Consider the following 17,261-nt stretch of genomic DNA (forward strand, 5'->3'; position numbering starts at 1 on the left):
CGTACCGCACGCCGGACCGCGCACCTGGGGTAGCGGCCACCCGCGAGTAGCTTGGGCTTATATGCGAATCATCGATGCCGATGGACATGTCGCCGAAAACGCGTCGCTGACCGGCGAAGCGCTGCGTCGTTGGCCGGACCGGGTGCGACTCACCACATGCGGTCGACCGCATCTAATGATCGAGGGCCGGCACTACCCGCAGGACAACGGTCCCGGGGCCGGGTGTCCGCCCCAACACGGCATCAGCAAAGCGCCCGGAATCAACTGTGCGACAGCCGATGGCGTACTCGCCGACGCCGATCGCGATCACCTGGACACGATGGTGCTCTATCCCAGCGTCGGGCTCTGCGTTCCCAGCCTGGAAGACCCGGCGTTCGCCGCCGGTTTCGCGCGCCTCTACAACGAGTGGATCGCGGACTTCTGTGCCCCGACGAACGGGCGACTACGCGGTGTCGGTGTCACTCCCATCGAACACGGGCAAGTGGCCATCGACATCATGAAAGAGGCCAACGAGCTGGGGCTGGTCGCAACGTTGGTCCCACCCGCGCTCAAGTCCCGCAACCTTGACCATGCTGACCTGGATCCGTTCTACGCCGCCGCCGCCGAGCAGGGGATGCCGCTGGGAATTCACGGCGCCCCCGGCATGCACCTGCCCAAAATCGGCGTGGACCGCTTCACCAACTACATCCAGGTGCACTGCATCAGCTTCCCTTTCGACCAGATGACGGCGATGACCGCGCTGTTCTCGGGCGGTGTCTTTGACTGTCATCCCCGATTGCGAGTTGCCTTTCTGGAGGCGGGCGTCGGCTGGGTCCCCTTCTTTGTCGACCGCCTGCACGAGCACTACGAGAAGCGCGGTGACTGGATCGACGGAGGCTGGCGCCGCGACCCGCACGACTACCTGCGCGCCGGCAACGTCTGGGTGACCTGCGAGCCCGACGAGCCAATCCTGCCTGGCGTGATTGACGTGCTGGGCGATGACTTCATCATGTTCGCCAGCGACTACCCGCATTGGGACGGCGAGTGGCCCGAGAGCACGAAGCAGCTGCGCACCAGGACCGACATCGGTGAACAGTCTCGGAACAAGATCGCTGGAGTCAACGCCCAGCGCTTCTACGAGCTGAATTGAATGGCAGGATCGGCGCATGGGACCTTTTCTGCTACGCGCCGCCGTCACGGGATTTGCATTGTGGGTAGTCACGCTCTGCATCTCGGGGATCCGATTTGTCGGTGGCGATACGACGTTGGAGAAGATCGGGATCATCTTCGTTGTCGCGGTGATCTTCGGCCTCGTCAACGCCATCATCAAGCCCATCGTGCAATTTCTGTCAATCCCGCTCTACATCCTGACGCTGGGCCTCATTCACGTCGTCATCAACGCGTTCATGTTGTGGATCACCGCCCGGATCACCGAGGACACCACCAGGTGGGGCCTGCAGATCGACCACTTCTGGTGGACCGCCATCTGGGCCGCCATCCTCTTGTCGATCGTGAGCTGGCTTCTGTCGTTGCTGACTCGTGATTTGCGCCGCGTAGCGCGCGGCTAGCCATTATTAGTTGGCCTTCGATTAGGTTGCTGAGGGCAGGTAGAACACGACCATAAATCGAAGTTCAGCCACCTACGTCGATCGATGTGACAAACTTGCCGAGCAAGAGCGCCCAAAATTACCGCACGCGACACCCTATGTTGTCAGCCACAGTTGCACATATGCTTACGAACACAGCTCGCTAACGCGCTCGGAGACAGTAGCTCTGCTGCGATTGCGAGGACCGATGGTTTGTCCTCGCGGATCCAGGTCGGCGCTACCTAACGGCACACTAGGACGGGATAGTGCGAAGAGTGAACACCGTCGCGATGGGGTCATCGCCCAGTTCATCGAGCACCCGGCTGAGTTCACCCGCCGGGGATCCGCATACCGGTCTACGGGCGGTCACCGAGTGCACCGGCTCGGCAGTGGTTGTTCACGTCGGAGGAGACGTTGACGCCAGCAATGAGGTGGTCTGGCAGCGGTTGGTGAATCGCAGCGCTGCCATCGCCATCGCGCCGGGTCCGTTCGTGATCGATATCCGTGACCTGGATTTCATTGGCTCGTGTGCCTATGCGGTTTTGGCCCAAGAGTCGGTGCGGTGCCGTCGGCGCGGCGTGAATCTGCGATTGGTGAGCAACCAGCCCATCGTTGCCCGCACCATTGCCGCGTGTGGACTGCGCCGTCTGCTGCCGATGTATTCGTCGGTCGAAGCCGCGTTGTCGCCCGTTCCCAACGGGCACTGAGCGGGCGCTGCCCTTCAGCAATCGAGGCCGGCCAGCCGCGCAACATCAAGCGCGCAACCCCACGACAAAGTCACACCATCGCCCCCGTTACCGTAGTTGTGAATGCACCGCGTCGCCCCAATCTGCTCGACTTCCACGCGCACCGACGGCCGATCGGGCCGCAGTCCGGTAACTGTTTCGATGACCGGCGCGTCGGCCAATCTGGGTTCGACCCGCCGGCAGTCTCGCAGGATACGGTCGGTCACCTGGGGATCCGCAGTGGTGTCCCAGCGATCAAGAATGCTGATGCCGCCGCACACCACCCGGTGCGGGTGAGGGAAGTAGCAGATCCATTCCGGGCCATCACCTAGCTGCATGAACAGTTGGTCCAAGCCGGGGTTGGCCAGCACAACATGCTGGCCAAATCGCGGCCGAAGGGTGTCATCGCCGGCCAACTCTCTGGCACCCAGACCAGAACAATTGATCACGATCGGTGCGCTCTGAGCGGCTTCGGTTAGCGACCGCACCGGGTGTATCTCAATTTCACAACCCGCCGCGGCAAGCCGCGTCGTCAAGTAATCAAGGTAGCGGGGCATATCGATCATCGGCAGGGTCGCTGCAGTGGCCGTGGGAAAGCCATCCGGAACGTCGGTGTCGGCGACCGGACGCAGGCCGGGAATCATGTCCTCCCCAGACGCCGTCACGTCCACCTCGGCTATCTCCCCAACACTGATAGCGGGCATCAGCTGCACACCGCTGGTCGGATCGTCGGCCAGCTCGCGAAACCGATGCAGTGACTGCTCGGCCCACTTTCGGGTCTTGACGACGGGTTCCACAAATCGCGGTCTCCACACCGCACCAGCCACCGCGGAGGTGGTTTGCCGTGGCAGCAGATCGGTCCACACCCGCACCGGCCAACCCGCTTCGGCCAGGCACAGGGCCGACGTCAGCCCGCTGACGCCGGCACCGATGACGACGACTTGTCGCGCATCACTTGCCGCAGTGCGGCCGCTGCCCAAGATCGACCTCAATTAGGACGGGGGTACTTGCTGACCATTCGGAGCAAGCAGCCCGTTGAGTATCCCCAGATTCATCTGCAACTGGCCCCCGGCGGCCGGGCCGGGAAGCACGGCGGGCACATCGGCGTCAGGGGTGCTCTGCCAGGGTTGGCAGCCGCTCGTCTTGAACGCCTTGTCGGTCGGCTCGATTTGCACTACCTGAGGCCTCTTGGTCATCGCGTTGTCGATGAGGGCGCCATCGGGGTTGCTCATGCGCTTCCAATAACAGGTCCCGTCGCCGACCGGCCCCGCTGACGTATAGGTACCGGGAACGATGTCGGTGCCCACGGCATACGTGCCGTCGTGATCCATCGTCGTCTTCGGCGCGGGCGGCGCTGGTTGGGGATCGGCCGCGGCAACGCCCATCGACCCCGCCCAGCCCGCAAGCAGCAATCCCGCAGCGCCAAGGCGCGCCGCGTGGGATGCCATTACCTTCGAGCCCATAGCACTGCAGCCTACCGGGGTGAGCAGCGCATTTCGAACTGCTGGTATCTACGCCGCCAGACTCGGGTGCCCGCGTCCGCGGCGCGCGAGCATCCCGCGCGCATATAGATAGCAGAATGCGGTGCCGACCATCAGTGACGGCGCGATCGTGGTGGCAACGTGCGGCGTACCTACCAGGACGTGCCCCGTCACCAATGCGGTCGCGGCCAGCATCGACGACCCCAGCCACGACAGCCAAAAGCCGCGTCTGGGAGTGCGCCCCAAGCGAAATAGCCGTTCCAGCACCAGCTCCAACATCAGGGTCGCGGCCATACTCAACAGCATCTGTGTCAAAGCCGCGCGCAGCGCCACCGCGGCGCCGCCCGCCTGATTGGCAAACGCCGCCCAGCTGCCATACAACACACCGGCACCTAACGCGAGTAACACCTGGCGGGCGCCCTCGCGTGTCCAGCCGTTGCGAACTACTGCGACCATCGGAAGACGCGCAGCCTTACCTGGCGATACAACCCGCCGACGATGTTGGCGGCATTAAGCGGTATCCAGACCAACAGAGCATCACCCTCGCAGAATCGCGGATTGATTCGGCTGTAGAACCTCACGTCCGGGTGATCGTCGAGCTTGCTCATGCGAGACGCGTCGCGCGGAATCGCGTCCGAGCGCACCACCCAGGAATCCGCGTTGGTCCGAACGTAGTGGCGCCCCTCGCCAATGCTCTGCACCAAGTTGTCGACCTCAACCGGCGTCGCGCAGGTGCGACACGGATATACCCGCGGCATGGTCCGGGTGAACAGGCAGTAGGCAACCGGGGAGGAGGTGCGAGCGAGGTACCCCAAAGCGGTGCCCGGCTGGCGGAGTTTGAAGCGCAGCGCCTGACGCAGTCCGAAAAACATGGCGACCACGCCGCATCCGTTGTACCCGGGCCGGAAGAAGCCACCGCCGGAAAACGCCGCCATCCGACTTTTCCCATGAGTGACGCATTGAACACCGTTAAAGGCGAACCCGGCCAACTCGCCAAAAGTGCCGTAATAAAGCGCAAACGTGAGCTCGCCAGCGCTGAACAGGTGCTTTTCGAATTGTTCGCGCGTGTGCCCGTACATGGTCTCGCTGTAGACACAATAAAGACGGTCCAGCAGCGCCGAACGTTGGTCGTAAGACAGCGATCTCGACGGAACTCGCTCACATCTCACGATCCGATGATTTCCGGCTTCGGCAGACGGCGGTAAAGACGGCGGCGGCGGTGCAGGCGCCGATTCCGGTCGAAGTAGGGGAGACGTCGCCGCGGCGGACACCCGATCAATCGTTGCCTCGGTTGATGCCTTCCCATGCAGGCACCGGCCACATGATCATACGCCCACACACATCAATATATGACTGTATGGTAACTTGACGTGAGCCCCGACGCGGCTTCCCCGAGCAGAGAGATGTCAAGCGGTGACAGATCTGATTGTGCGAAAAATGCGCTTCACGTTCGCTGACCACTACGTTCCGTTCCTGTGGAACGAAAAGAACCCGGCGTTTTCCAGCATGGCCAACGCGGTGTCGTTCCTAGCGATCGCGTTCGAGAAGATGGTCGTGAGCATGATCTCTGAGGCCAAGCCGATGATCACCGACCCCGCGATCGCTGAGGAAGCTGACGCGTTTGTGCGCCAAGAAGGCCAGCATTCGATGGCCCATCGCCAGCACGCCCGCGGACTTATCAAGAGTTATCCAGCCCTCAAGGAGACCCTCGACGAAGTGATCGCCGCCTTCGATGATCTGACGGCTAGCAAGCCCTTGAAGTACCGGTTGGCCTACACCGCCGACCTCGAGGCAACGTTCACGCCGGCGTTCAAGCTGATGCTCGACCACGATGACACCTTGTTCGCTCCGGGAGACGATCGGGTGGCCTCATTGTTTTTATGGCACTTCGTCGAAGAGGTCGAGCATCGCAGCTCAGCGTTGATCATCTACGACGCGGTGGTCGACGACCCCTGGTACCGCATGCGGGTAGCACCGTCGATCTTCAAACATGTCTGGTCGGTGTTGCAGATCGCCTGCCACGGGTTCAACAAGCACGTCCCGGTCGAGGAACTCAAGGTGGACGCCCTGTCGATGTTTGGCATGCAGCGCCAGAAGAAGGCCCTGATGCAGAGGCTGCCCTTCTTCGATGTCGCTGATGACGGCCCGTTGGGCAACGCCTTCGGACACCTTCCGTGGCGCGAGCAGCTGATCGCCATGTTCGGGGTCGTGCGCAGCCAAATTCCAGGCCACAATCCCGCTCACGAGAACCTACCGGCCCTGGCCGATGAATGGTTCAAACGTTACGCGGCGGGCTACGACGTCACTCAGTGGTATACGGCACCCGTCCAGCAGCTCGCGAGGGATCGCTGATGTTTGATCTGTGCGCCCCGACGTTCGCCGGACTTGCTGCGCGGCTAGGCTTTTCGTGCGATGACGCGGGCGGGCTCATCGAATTGCGCAACCCATTCAGCCTGGCGAACTGGACGCTGCCCGTCCTGGAAGTCACCATGATCGCCGGGGCGGTGCTGACGTTGGTGTACGCGATCGTGCGGCTCCGTCGCCACAACGATCCGACCAACCTCGTGCTGTGGTTGGGCGCGATCTCCTACCTGGTCATCATCGAGCCGCCGTTGTACTTTCCCGCAGCCTTCGGCATCAGTAGCCACGTCGACACGATGTTTGCCCACAACGTGTTCACCGTCGATTTCTTGTGGGGCCGGCTACCGCTGTACATCGTCGCTGTCTATCCGACGATGGCGACAGTGGCTTATGAAATTGTCCGAATGCTGGGGGTTTTCCGCCGGTACGGGGCCCTGGTCGGCGCCGTCTGCGTGGGATTTGTGCACCACGCGTTCTACGAGATCTTCGACCAGCTCGGGCCACAACTGCGCTGGTGGGAATGGACGCTGGACAACCCGATGAACCGGCCGTTCTTCGATTCGGTGCCACTGCCCAGCGTCGTGGTATTCGCTGCGTTGTGGCCGATGTCCCTGGCACTGTTCGTCCAACTTTTCGTTGGCCGCCACGTCGATGAGGGCAAGACCTTCTCAGCGGTGCAGCTGCTGTGGCGCACGATCGCTGTTGGCGTCCTGGCCTCGATCGGCACCGCAGTGCTGCCGCTGCCCGCCACGATCGCGGGAGCCCTGTCTCATAGTACGACCGTTGTGGGTTTCATCTACGGAGCCGAACTTGCCCTAGCCACCGTCATCGCCCTCGTGGTGATGAGCAACCAATGGCGCGGCCTACGCCGCGGCTACGTGCCCGGCGTCCTGCAATACGCCAACCCGCTCATCCTCGGCTACGCTGCGGCCTACCTGGCCGTCATGACGATCCTCTGGGCGACATCTCTGCCGGCCTACTTCGCGGCCGTCGACGGCGTAACTCCCAACGGTGATCCCATCGGCAGCCTCTGGTACACGATCGCCTGTCTTGTCATCGCCACTCTTAGCGTCACGGCCGCCAAGACCGTTGCCGTGCCACGCCAAACAAGTGTCCTCGTGTGATGGCGATGCGGGAGCTAGCACTATCCGGGACTCTCACATAGGCGAGCATCGATGCCTTGTCCCACGAGTGGCCCATTTGGCGGTGCGTGTGATGTTCCCGCGATGGCTGCCACGGGCTTGACGGATGCGTCGCGTTCTCGGCGGTCCGGAAACCGCACCGAGAGCATCTGCTCAATCTAGAGGTCAGCTGGTGTCGAGGTCGGGCACGAAATGGACTGGAAGCAATCGTCTGCGGGTAATGTCCGAAGTGCCCTAACGTCGCCGAATTCTGGCTTGCAGCACTCATGTCCACCACATCTGTGAAGATGACTCAGAAGCACGGTGCCTACTCCAGCGACGAGCGGGAGGGGGCTACCGGCTGTTACGTTGCGAGGGGTCGGTAGTTGTCTAGGACAGCGGCGCCAAACCGGACCGCACCAGATCCAGGCTCGCGGCCACCAGTTCGCCGAGGTCTACGACACACCCGTTGCGGCCCCAATTTTCCACCGCCACCACAAGAGCCGCTGCAATCGTCGCGCCGGCGACCTCCGCAACCAGGTCGACATTGGCCACATCCGCATACCGGTCTCTGACGAACGCGGCCAGCACCTGCGCGAACGACGACTGCACCACCCGCAGATGGTTAGCGATCCGATCCGCGCTGATCAACTCGCTTCGAGCGGTTGCGGCCTGGCGCACCACTTCCAGATCATGAGGAAAGGCGGCGACACTGGCCAAGACCGCATCAAAGAGCGGCTCGGACACCGGGCGTTGGGCAAGCGCCTGCGCGAGCCACTCCAGCTGGTTCTCATAGTCCTGGAACAGCACCGCTTCTTTGGTCGGGAAATGTCGGAAGAACGTCCGTTCGGTAACACCGGCCTCTCGTGCCAGCTCGGTCACCGTCACCTGAGCAAATCCCTTACGCGCAAAGCTCTTTAATGCAGCCCGCCGCAGCGCTTCGTGGGTGGATCGTCGACGCAGTTCGTGACGGTTGGTGGGCACGGCCATCTCGCACCGATGCCATCTCAGCGGCGCCAAGGATGCCATCTCAGCGGCGCCAAGGATGTCAGGGCTGACATCTTCAAATTATGTCAGTACTGACATAACCTGGGACGTGCACATTGCCTACTCGGGAGGAAATAGCCGTGACGGACTATGACGCGATCGTGGTGGGAGCTGGGCACAACGGGTTGACCGCCGCCGCGGTTCTGCAACGCGCGGGACTTGTGTCAATGGCCAAGTTGAAGTATCCGCTGGTGGCCAGATAGAAGTATCCACCCCGGGCGGTAGTTCCTAGGTTGGTGTGGGTTGCTCCTTCCGGTGCTGGGCGTCCTTCATGCGGTAGGAGTCGCCGTCGGTGATGACGAGGGTGGCGTGGTGTAGCAGGCGGTTGAGGATGCTGACTGCGGTGGTCTGCTCGGGCAGGAACCGGCCCCATTGTTCGAAGGGCCAGTGTGACCCGATGGCCAGGCTGCGGCGTTCGTAGGCGCCGGCGACCAAGCGGAACAGCAGTTGGGTACCGGTGTCATCGAGTGGGGCGAAGCCGAGTTCGTCCAAGATGATCAGGTCGACCCGCAGCAGCGATTCGATGATCTTGCCGACGGTGTTGTCGGCCAGGCCGCGGTAGAGGGTCTCGACGAGATCAGCGGCGGTGAAGTAGCGGACCCTGAGCCCGGCGTGGATCGCCGCGGTCCCCAACCCGATCAGGGTGTGGGATTTGCCGGTGCCGGCCGGGCCGATGATCGCCAGGTTCTGTTGGGCCCGTATCCATTCCAGACTCGACAGGTAGTCGAAAACCTTCGGCGGGATCGACGAGGCGGCCACGTCGAAGGACTCCAACGTTTTCGAGACGGGGAACGCGGCGGCCTTGAGCCGGTTGACGATGTTGGAGGCATCCCGGGCGGCCAGTTCGGTCTCGACGAGCGTGCGCAGCACTTCCTCAGGAGTCCAGCGTTGGGTCTTGGCGGTCAGCAAGACCTCGGGTGCGCTGCGCCGCACCGCGGCCAACTTCAACCGCCGCAGCCCGGCATCCAGATCAGCGGCCAGCGGCGGCAACGACGGCGGCGCCACGGGTTCGACGGCAGTCGTTGGTGATGTCGTGGTCATGAGATCACCTCGTCATCGGCTCCGACGGGTCCGATCTTGTAGGCGTCCAGGGAACGCATCGGGGCGACCGGTAGGTCCAGAATCAGCGCATCCCCGGCAGGGCGGGGTTGTGGGGTTCCGGTGCCCGCGGCCAGGATGGAGCGCACGTCGGCGGCCCGGAACCGGCGAAACGCTACCGCCCGGTGCAGCGCCGCGATCAGCGCGTCGGTGCCGTGGGCGGCCCCCAGGGCGAGCAGGATCTCCAGCTCTGCGGCTAGGTCCTGTCTGCTAATTGCGGACGCGGTGGTAGGTGATGATGGCGGCCAGGGTGACACCGCCGAGGTAGGTCAGGGCGTATTTGTCGTAGCAGGTGGCGACCGCGCGCCAGTGTTTGAGCCCGTTGAAGCTTCGCTCGACGGTGTTACGGTGCTTGTAGATTCGGCCTGAGAACCCCGGAGGCCGTCCTCCGTTGCGGCCTTTGGCTTTGCGGCGGGTGATCTGGTCGCTGCGCTCGGGGATGGTATGGGCGATCTTGAGCCGGCGCAGCTGTGCCCGCGTCGAGTCATGGGAGTACGCCTTGTCCGCCAGCAGGCGAAACGGGGCGTATGAGTTGCTGCACCGGGCGGCCAGCAATGGCCAAAGCATCGGATTATCACCGGCTTGACCGGCCGACAGTGCCAGGGTGACCGGACTGCACAGCTGGTCGGTCAAGGCGTGGATCTTGGTAGTCAGCCCGCCGCGGGAACGCCCAATGGCGTGGTCATCGGGCTCATCGAGATATTTCTTGTAATTCGACAGATCCCCTGTGCGGCGCCCGGGCGCTCCGGCTGCGTGTTGGTGGGCGCGCACACTGGTCGAATCGACCGACAACAGTGCGCCCAGGTCGGCGTCCTCGGCGTCGAGGTCAGAGGCGATCGCCGCGAAGATCCGCGCGTAGATGCCATCGACCGACCAGCGTAGATGCCTCTCGGCCACCGATTGCCAGGGACCGAAGTGCTCGGGCAGGTCACACCACGGAGATCCCGTACGGTAACGCCAGATAATGCCCTCCAGAGTACGTCGATGATCGTTCCACGGCCGGCCACGCCGCCGCCCCGCAGGCAACACCGCCACGATCAGCGACCACAAATCATCAGAAATCGCATGCGTCCGCATCACCCAAACAGCATCAGCCAAAACACCATTCACATTAAGCAGACACGCCCTAGGCGGGTGTTGCCGATCGCCGCGGCGCCGACGAGGAATGCCTCGGCGTCCGCGCCGAGGGCGCAGAACTGCTTCTCCACGCTGGTCTTGGGCCGCGGGCCCCGACTCGGTGCCAGCCTTGGCCCGTCGTAGTGCTCATCGAGGATCGACGCTGAGTCTGGGGCGACCAGTTCGTGTTCGGCCACGATCATCCCGGTAGCCGGTTCGACCAGGCAGACCGCGCCGTGATCGACCACCACTGCCACGGTGGTGCCGATCAGCCGGGTGGGTACCGAGTAGCGGGCCGAGCCGTAGCGCACACAGGAGAGTCGGTCGACCTTGCGCAGCACCGTGGGCGCCCCGATCTGTAAGCGCAACGATGGAAGTGGTTGCAGTACTTGGCGTTCGGAGACCAACCGTTCGTCGGGAATCGCCTGAATCTCCGAGTGCGCCAGGGCATTGACCTCGTCGCACCACGCCGCCGCAGCGGCGTTGGCGGCCCGGATGTCGATCGGCACGCCGTCGACAGCGGACTGGGTCAGCAGCGGCACCGCCAGGTCGCGTTGGGCATAGCCGCACAGGTTCTCCACGATGCCCTTGGATTGTGGGTCGTTGGCGTGACAGAAGTCCGGGGCGAACCCGTAATGGGTGGCCAGTCGGATGTAATCCGGGGTCGGGACGACCACATTGGCGACTACCCCGCCTTTGAGGCAGGCCATCCGATCAGCCAGCACCCACGCCGGGACCCCGCCGATCGCCGACAGGGTTTCGGCGATCAACGCCAGCGTGGTCGAGGCCTTCTGGTCGGCGGCGAAACGCACGAATCGCCACCGGGAGAATGCCAGCACCGCGCAGAACAGGAACAATCCCGGTGCCGCTTGGGCCCAGTCGATCACCAGGTACTGCCCTGGTGACCATACCGCTGGACGGCGCCCGCAGTGATTGGCGCTGCGCCACAACGTCTTCGCCTCGGCAACAAGACGCCGGAAGTTGCGATCCGAGCCTTGGTAGCCTGCGGTGCGGGCGATCGGCAGCAGCCGCTTGGCCGAGATCCGGCCTCCAGATTTCTCGACACGTTCGGCGACCAGCTCGGCCACCGAATCGTAGTTGTGCCCTCGTTCGGCCCGCCGTGCCGGCGGTATGCCGGCCTGGTCGGCCTCGAATTTGTCGATGATCTTCTTGACGGTGCGATGCGTGGTGCCGCACGCGTCGGCGGCGGCCCGGTACGACCCGAGCTGTTGATCGGCAGAAATGATGTCCATGCGGTCCTTCACAGACTTCAATGGAACTCCCCGGTGGTGATGGCCATTGGTTGGCGCCTTCACCGTCACCATCGGGGCCCACAGTTCCTGATCGACACGACGAACACGGGGTGGATACTTTTATCTGGCCAAAACTGGATACCTCGACTTGGCCACCAGTGGCTACTTTTTCATGGCCACGGACAACTTCGCACCCTATGCATGGAAGCCAACACATACGCCGGAGGAATGGCCGCAACGGTTGAACTGATCGACGGCCTCCACTTCGAGATCGCAGGATCGGTGCAATTTCCGACCGACAGCCAAATCAGCAAAGAGCTTGGGCTGGACACCTTGCCCACCGTGGCACCCGAGGTGATGTCGACCAACATCGGCGAATCCGGCGAAGAGGCGATGATCTTCTATCGAGATCCGCTGCAACTGATCTCACACCTAGGCGAAAAGCACGGCTCGGCAGCTGTCACCGGCATGGCCGAGCTGATCGGCTGGAGTCAGGGGCCGGCCCGGGCACTCGGCCGCTTCGAGGTGCGCACGCCGCCCCGGACCCTCGAAGAGATGTATGCCTGCGCCACCAACCAGGCCGAGCGCAGGGCTATTCATGAAATGCTATTCGGCTCCGCGATGGACGTGATCGACCGATTCCTGCCGGACAAGGAAAAACATGCGGTGATGCGCGGAATGTTGGCGTTTCTGGCCGTCAATTCCACCTACCGTGGACCATTTACTCCTGGCAGCGCCGCCTGCCTGGCGTTTGCCCTTGCGGTGCCCGACGACAGCACCGCGATGATGACCAAGCTCAGAGGCGGCATCGGTGCCCTGACCGATCACCTGCGGGAGCTTTTCGCATCGGCCGGCGGCGACATCCGATTCCGCTCGAAAGTAGTGGAGATCGTCGTTGACCGCGGGGCGGTGTCTGGTGTGCGACTGCCCGACGGCTCGGTGATCAGCACGCCGGTCGTGGTGTCCAACCTGGCGCCGGACGTGACCCTAGCCAAGCTCGTCGGGCCGGAACACGTCGGGGCAGATCTGCTGGCACGGTTGGCCGGGCGCGACCATCGGGCCTCCTTCGTACAGATCCACTTCGCCCTCGACGCGCTACCCGAATTCGCACCACCGTATGAGCTGTTGAACGAGCCGGGAATGCAGCAGTCGGTCGGCATCTTCGGAACGCCCGAGGAACAGCAACAGCAATGGGAAACCTGCCGGCGAGGCATCGTGCCGGAGAATCCCTCGATGGGGATGCAGATTCCCTCGGTCCACGACAGCGGCCTCGCACCGCCGGGCAAGCACGCCGCCAGCGCTTATGCGTACGCGTTTCCGGTGGAGGTCGACCGCGACCAACATGGTCATCTGAAACGGCTTATGGCCCAACGCGTGATCGACAAGATCACCCGATTCGCCCCCAACTTCAAAGACATTGTGATCCGCTACATCACGTTCGCGCCGTATCACATGCAAACAATGTTCGGGGCCCCCTCGGGTGACTTCTGCCACGGGTTGTTGCATCCGGATCTGATGGGGCCCAACCGCCCCGGCCCCAAGGGATTTCTCGACTTTCCGATTCCCATCGACGGCCTCTACCTCGGCGGCGCTGGATGCCATGGCGGCCCGGGCATCACCTTCATACCGGGCTACAACGCTGCCCATCAGGTGCTCGAGGATGTGGCCACACGGCAAACATCGGGATAGCGCAACAGCATTGGCGACTGGCTATACGTGTACCGATGCACGCCTAACACTCATGACACCAGCACAACCTTGCCGATGTTCTCCCGGGCCGCCAGAATGCGGTGCGCTTCGGGCGCTTCGCCGAACGGTATCGCCGCGTGAACGATCGGCGCAGCGGTAGCTTGACCGAGCGCCTCACTCAGGGGCGCGATCCAGGGCTCGAGCGTGCCACGGTCGTCCCACAATCGCAGCATGTTGAGACCGATCACGGTTTTGGACTCCTCGAGCTGCTTCATCAGGTTGAAGCCGCGCAGCATCGATAGCGCATGTGGGGCCACCCGGCGCAGCGAGCGCTTCTCGCCCTCCTGCATGTTGGAAACCCCGTAGCCGACCAGCCTGCCTCCCGGGCGCAGCAGCTCATACGATCGGCGCAGGGAGGTGCCCCCGAGCGCGTCGAACACGAGGTCATAGGAGTCCAGGCCCTTCCACCAGCCGTCCCGGCGGTAGTCGATGGCCCGATCGACTCCCAATTCTGCAAGCCGCTGATGCTTCCCAGGAGATGCGGTTCCGTGCACCGGAGCACCCGCCGCCTTGGCGAATTGAACAGCCGCGATGCCAACACCACCGGCCGCGGCGTGCACCAGCACACGCTCTCCGGCCCGCAACGACCCGTACCCGTGCAGAGCCGCCCACGCGGTGGCGTAGTTCACCGGGACCGCGGCCCCCTGTTCAAAGCTCAATCCTTCGGGGAGCACCACCGCGTCGGTCGCCGTGACGTTCACTATCTCGGAATAGCCGCCGAACCGTGTCCCAGCCAAAACTCTTTCGCCGATCCGGCTTTCGTCGACGCCGGCGCCCACGGCCTCGACGGTCCCGGCGACTTCGTAGCCAACCACCGCCGGAAGCTTCGGTGCATCCGGGTAGAGACCCACGCGGGCGAGGTGGTCAGCGAAGTTCACCCCCGCCGCGCGAACCGAGATCCGCAGCTGACCCGGGCCGGGCGGCGGCGGGTCGGGCCGCTGCTGCACCTGCAGGACAGACAGGTCACCATGTTTCGTGATTACGACAGCACGCATTGCTCCTCCATATCAGGACTCATCGAACCGCAGCTTGCGGAATTACTCGCCGACGGCTGCTTTCTCGGCCCCATCGGCAGTCGCCGTGACGGCCGCCGCCAGGCGGGGGAGAACCACATCGCGCCAGCCGGGCCCCATCCGCAGGAACGCATCGGCCATGCGCTTATCGTTGCGATCAAAGCCACTGTGCTCCAAGAACACCCGGGTGCCCGCGCCTTCGGGCTCCAAGGTCCAGGCGAGCGTCCAGGCGGCGGTGAAGGTGTAGACGAAGCGGTGCGGCGGGTCCACCTCGAGCACTTTGCAGCGTTGCTTTCCAAAACCCGGCATGTCGAGTTCGAACTGGTGCCCGACCACCGCGGCCACCTCACCCTCGGCCCACCAGCGCCGCAGCAGATCGGGTTCGGTCAGCAGCCGCCACACTTTCTCCGGGGGCGCAGCCACGAACTGGTCCACGCAAATCGTCGGGCTCACTGCTGCTCCTCGGCCGTTTCGGCAAGTGCGGACAACTTATCTCGCCAGAGCTTCTCGAATGGATGCAGCCACTCACCCAGCTCGGCCAGCGGTTCGGCGGTCAGCCGGTAGATGCGCCGGCGCCCCTGCGCCTCGTCACTGACCAGCCCGGCTTCGCGCAGCACCTTGAGGTGTTCTGCGATGGCAGGGCGACTCAGCTCGAACCGATCGCTGAGTTCCCCTGCCGATAGCGGCTGCCCGGTCAGAATCTCAAGTAGCTTGCGCCGCACCGGACTAGCCAGCGCGACGAAGATCCGGTCGCAAATGCGTTCCGGGGTGCACACCCGACGAATATATGTCGGAGATTTCCGACATATCAACTTTTCCGACATAACGCTCGGCTAGTTCGCGTAGGGGTCCGCCTTATCCGCCACGATGACCTCGTCACCCGCCGCGGCGTCGGCCGGCAGCAACGGAGCAATGGCGTACCTGACTCGTAGTTCGTCGAGTTCGACATCCACGACCGACCAGAAGTCCCAATTCGGCGCCAGCACATCAGTGGTCATCGAATCCCCGCGCTGCCAGCTGACCAAGAACTTGACCGGGTCCAGCGCTCCTCGGCGCGCGCCGATGCCGTTGACCTCGTGGCTCACCTGCCACTCGAAGATCACCGGCAAGATATGGGCGCGCAGCGCATCGCGGCGGTGCATTGCACCGGTGAAGGTACTCACCAGCAGTTCACCCTGAATCGAGGTGCTGTAACCGGACAGCACATGTAGACCGTCATGAAGAACAGCAAACAATCCCGCGAACGCTTCCGTTTCACCGGGAAATCCGAAACCGTGCCGCCGGAAGTGAGCCCAAAACTGATGCCCGAAAGTTCCTTCAGGCAATCCTTCCAAGGCCAGGAACCGAGCGGCCAGTCTCTTGTCCTCGTCGGTCTGCGCCCGGTAGGGCATCATCTCGGTGAGCGTGTCGTCTGGGCTTGCCCAGCCGGGGAAGGTCGACCTGTTGCGTCGTGTCATGTCCGCCATCGCCCAGGCGAGATGCCCACGAGCCACCTGGAGCACGTCTCGCACCCAGCCCGCCCGAACATGCATCGCGTGGGCGTACTCGACCACCTTGCGCAGCCGCCCAGGATCGATCCGGCCATCGGAGAGCGAGGCGCAGGCGATCAGCGCCGCGGCGTGTTCGGCCAGATCACGATCCGGTCCCACCGCGCGAGCCAGTTCCTGCGGCTCGATGCGTCCCAATCCACTCGGCTCTATCTCCACGGCGGGCCGAAACAACAACCGGCCCGCGGCGACGACGACTCCCTCGCCGCGGCCGGAGCGGGGATCGGCGGGATCGATGGTCTGCTGGGTGACACAATGCGCGGCCGCCAGGATCGCCCGGGCCTGCTCGGCACTCGCGTCCTCGAACACTTTTCCGTCATAACACAGCCGTACTCCGCCGCGCACCGCCCGCAGTAAGTTGGCGCCCGGCGCTGCAATTGTCGACTCCCAACCAGACCGACGGGCAAGACGCATGCCGCAATTGGCCCGCGCACGCCCGCGACGGCCTACGTTGCTAGCTGTGAACTACGACTGGGAACAGCTGCCGGGCAGCGTCTATCGCTGTCGGCTGCCGTTCTGCGACGTCACAGTCGGTTTGGTGATCGGCCGCGACGACGCACTGCTCGTCGACTCCGGTTCAACGCTACGCGAAGCGGCCGCAGTTCAGGCCGACATTCGGCAGCTCGCCGAGCGCCGTGTGGCACACATCGCGTTGACGCACAAGCATTTCGACCACGTGCTGGGCTCCTCGGCTTTTGTCGGCGCCGAAATATACTGCGCGCCCGAAGTCGCCGAATACCTCTCCTCGGCTGGCCACCAGCTGCGCGAGGACGCGCTGCACCACGGCGCGGATGCCGGGGAGATCGATACCGCAATCGCAGCCTTGCGACCGCCTCGGCACCCGATCTTGGACGCCGACGTCCACCTCGGCGACCGCCGCGTGCGGATCACCCATCTCGGCCGTGGCCACACCAGCGCAGACCTGGTGGTCGTGGCGACCCCGCCGGCTGCGCAGACCGGACCGGTCGTCGTCTTCACCGGTGACCTTGTCGAGGAGTCCGCCGACCCCGCCATCGACGCCGATTCTGACGTCGCGGCATGGCCCGCAACACTCGAGCGTCTACTGGCGATCGGTGGACCCGACGCCATTTACGTCCCCGGTCACGGCAGCGTCGTTGACGCCGACTTCATCCGCGGGCAGCGAGATTGGCTGAAGCAGCGGGCGCACCCCGGCCTGCGCTGAGC

18 protein-coding genes and 3 pseudogenes are annotated in these 17,261 nt (G+C 63.8%); 8 read left to right on the forward strand and 13 right to left on the reverse strand.

Features of this window, described 5'->3' with window-relative positions:
- Positions 1-61: 61 nt before the first annotated feature.
- From G6N41_RS18850 to G6N41_RS18860, 3 genes are all read left to right on the forward strand, one after another.
- Positions 62-1,129: an amidohydrolase family protein gene (locus G6N41_RS18850; protein WP_198965363.1), complete on the forward strand. Its 1,068-nt coding sequence runs from the start codon at positions 62-64 to the stop codon at positions 1,127-1,129.
- 16 nt (positions 1,130-1,145) lie between these two features.
- Positions 1,146-1,547, forward strand: a complete 402-nt coding sequence (locus tag G6N41_RS18855) for a phage holin family protein (RefSeq protein ID WP_020725326.1) — start codon at positions 1,146-1,148, stop codon at positions 1,545-1,547.
- Positions 1,548-1,840: 293 nt separating this feature from the next.
- Positions 1,841-2,272: an anti-sigma factor antagonist gene (locus tag G6N41_RS18860; protein WP_011740808.1), complete on the forward strand. Its 432-nt coding sequence runs from the start codon at positions 1,841-1,843 to the stop codon at positions 2,270-2,272.
- 14 nt (positions 2,273-2,286) lie between these two features.
- Here G6N41_RS18860 and G6N41_RS18865 read toward each other — a convergent pair whose 3' ends face one another.
- From G6N41_RS18865 to G6N41_RS18880, 4 genes are read right to left on the reverse strand one after another with little or no spacing between them, the layout of a single operon-like run.
- Positions 2,287-3,270, reverse strand: coding sequence for an FAD-dependent oxidoreductase (locus G6N41_RS18865; RefSeq protein ID WP_198967921.1), 984 nt, complete (start codon positions 3,268-3,270; stop codon positions 2,287-2,289).
- 12 nt (positions 3,271-3,282) lie between these two features.
- On the reverse strand, positions 3,283-3,753 hold the full coding sequence (locus G6N41_RS18870; RefSeq protein WP_020729042.1) for a hypothetical protein: 471 nt from the start codon (positions 3,751-3,753) through the stop codon (positions 3,283-3,285).
- 48 nt (positions 3,754-3,801) lie between these two features.
- Positions 3,802-4,227, reverse strand: coding sequence for a hypothetical protein (locus G6N41_RS18875; RefSeq protein WP_036455673.1), 426 nt, complete (start codon positions 4,225-4,227; stop codon positions 3,802-3,804).
- Positions 4,215-5,042: a hypothetical protein gene (locus G6N41_RS18880; protein ID WP_231608588.1), complete on the reverse strand. Its 828-nt coding sequence runs from the start codon at positions 5,040-5,042 to the stop codon at positions 4,215-4,217. The genes G6N41_RS18875 and G6N41_RS18880 overlap by 13 nt, the downstream gene beginning before the upstream one ends.
- Positions 5,043-5,184: 142 nt before the next feature.
- On the opposite strand from G6N41_RS18880, the gene G6N41_RS18885 reads away from it, so the two are divergent.
- The gene (locus G6N41_RS18885) at positions 5,185-6,123 is read left to right on the forward strand and encodes a metal-dependent hydrolase (protein ID WP_198965364.1); all 939 of its coding nucleotides are present in this window, start codon (positions 5,185-5,187) and stop codon (positions 6,121-6,123) included.
- Positions 6,123-7,256: a hypothetical protein gene (locus tag G6N41_RS18890; RefSeq protein WP_198965365.1), complete on the forward strand. Its 1,134-nt coding sequence runs from the start codon at positions 6,123-6,125 to the stop codon at positions 7,254-7,256. Before G6N41_RS18885 ends, G6N41_RS18890 begins: the two co-directional genes overlap by 1 nt.
- A 387-nt stretch (positions 7,257-7,643) precedes the next feature.
- Here G6N41_RS18890 and G6N41_RS18895 read toward each other — a convergent pair whose 3' ends face one another.
- A complete protein-coding gene (locus tag G6N41_RS18895; protein ID WP_038579694.1) occupies positions 7,644-8,243 on the reverse strand; it encodes a TetR/AcrR family transcriptional regulator in 600 nt (199 codons plus the stop codon).
- A gap of 137 nt (positions 8,244-8,380) precedes the next feature.
- On the opposite strand from G6N41_RS18895, the pseudogene G6N41_RS29615 reads away from it, so the two are divergent.
- Positions 8,381-8,461, forward strand: a pseudogene (locus tag G6N41_RS29615) (hypothetical protein); the annotation flags it as partial.
- Positions 8,462-8,528: 67 nt separating this feature from the next.
- Here G6N41_RS29615 and istB read toward each other — a convergent pair.
- The 4 genes and pseudogenes from istB to istA form a co-directional block, all read right to left on the reverse strand.
- Positions 8,529-9,341 carry an IS21-like element helper ATPase IstB gene (istB, locus tag G6N41_RS18900; protein WP_198965366.1) on the reverse strand — a complete coding sequence of 271 codons (813 nt, stop codon included), beginning with the start codon at positions 9,339-9,341 and terminating at the stop codon, positions 8,529-8,531.
- Positions 9,338-9,598 (reverse strand): annotated as a pseudogene (locus tag G6N41_RS18905) (IS21 family transposase); the annotation flags it as partial. The pseudogene G6N41_RS18905 and the gene istB, both read right to left, overlap by 4 nt.
- A gap of 10 nt (positions 9,599-9,608) precedes the next feature.
- A complete protein-coding gene (locus tag G6N41_RS18910; protein ID WP_407663832.1) occupies positions 9,609-10,478 on the reverse strand; it encodes an IS5 family transposase in 870 nt (289 codons plus the stop codon).
- Between the two features lie 47 nt (positions 10,479-10,525).
- Positions 10,526-11,788 (reverse strand): annotated as a pseudogene (gene istA, locus G6N41_RS18915) (IS21 family transposase); the annotation flags it as partial.
- 18 nt (positions 11,789-11,806) lie between these two features.
- On the opposite strand from istA, the gene G6N41_RS18920 reads away from it, so the two are divergent.
- Positions 11,807-13,456 (forward strand): phytoene desaturase family protein, encoded by a 1,650-nt coding sequence (locus tag G6N41_RS18920; protein ID WP_231609027.1) that lies wholly within the window; start codon positions 11,807-11,809, stop codon positions 13,454-13,456.
- A gap of 50 nt (positions 13,457-13,506) precedes the next feature.
- On the opposite strand, the gene G6N41_RS18925 is transcribed toward G6N41_RS18920, so the two are convergent.
- The 4 genes from G6N41_RS18925 to G6N41_RS18940 are packed head-to-tail and all read right to left on the reverse strand — an operon-like array spanning position 13,507 to position 16,421.
- Positions 13,507-14,511: a zinc-binding dehydrogenase gene (locus tag G6N41_RS18925; protein ID WP_198965367.1), complete on the reverse strand. Its 1,005-nt coding sequence runs from the start codon at positions 14,509-14,511 to the stop codon at positions 13,507-13,509.
- Between the two features lie 42 nt (positions 14,512-14,553).
- Positions 14,554-14,982, reverse strand: a complete 429-nt coding sequence (locus G6N41_RS18930; protein ID WP_198965368.1) for an SRPBCC family protein — start codon at positions 14,980-14,982, stop codon at positions 14,554-14,556.
- Positions 14,979-15,305 (reverse strand): ArsR/SmtB family transcription factor, encoded by a 327-nt coding sequence (locus G6N41_RS18935; RefSeq protein ID WP_012394519.1) that lies wholly within the window; start codon positions 15,303-15,305, stop codon positions 14,979-14,981. The genes G6N41_RS18930 and G6N41_RS18935 overlap by 4 nt, the downstream gene beginning before the upstream one ends.
- Positions 15,306-15,362: 57 nt before the next feature.
- On the reverse strand, positions 15,363-16,421 hold the full coding sequence (locus G6N41_RS18940; RefSeq protein ID WP_231608589.1) for a hypothetical protein: 1,059 nt from the start codon (positions 16,419-16,421) through the stop codon (positions 15,363-15,365).
- Between the two features lie 115 nt (positions 16,422-16,536).
- Here G6N41_RS18940 and G6N41_RS18945 point away from each other — a divergent pair, with 115 nt between their 5' ends.
- On the forward strand, positions 16,537-17,259 hold the full coding sequence (locus tag G6N41_RS18945; protein ID WP_116267863.1) for an MBL fold metallo-hydrolase: 723 nt from the start codon (positions 16,537-16,539) through the stop codon (positions 17,257-17,259).
- The last annotated feature ends 2 nt before the right edge of the window (positions 17,260-17,261 follow it).

This window comes from Mycobacterium shottsii, from assembly GCF_010728525.1.
Taxonomy (GTDB): Bacteria; Actinomycetota; Actinomycetes; order Mycobacteriales; family Mycobacteriaceae; genus Mycobacterium; species Mycobacterium marinum.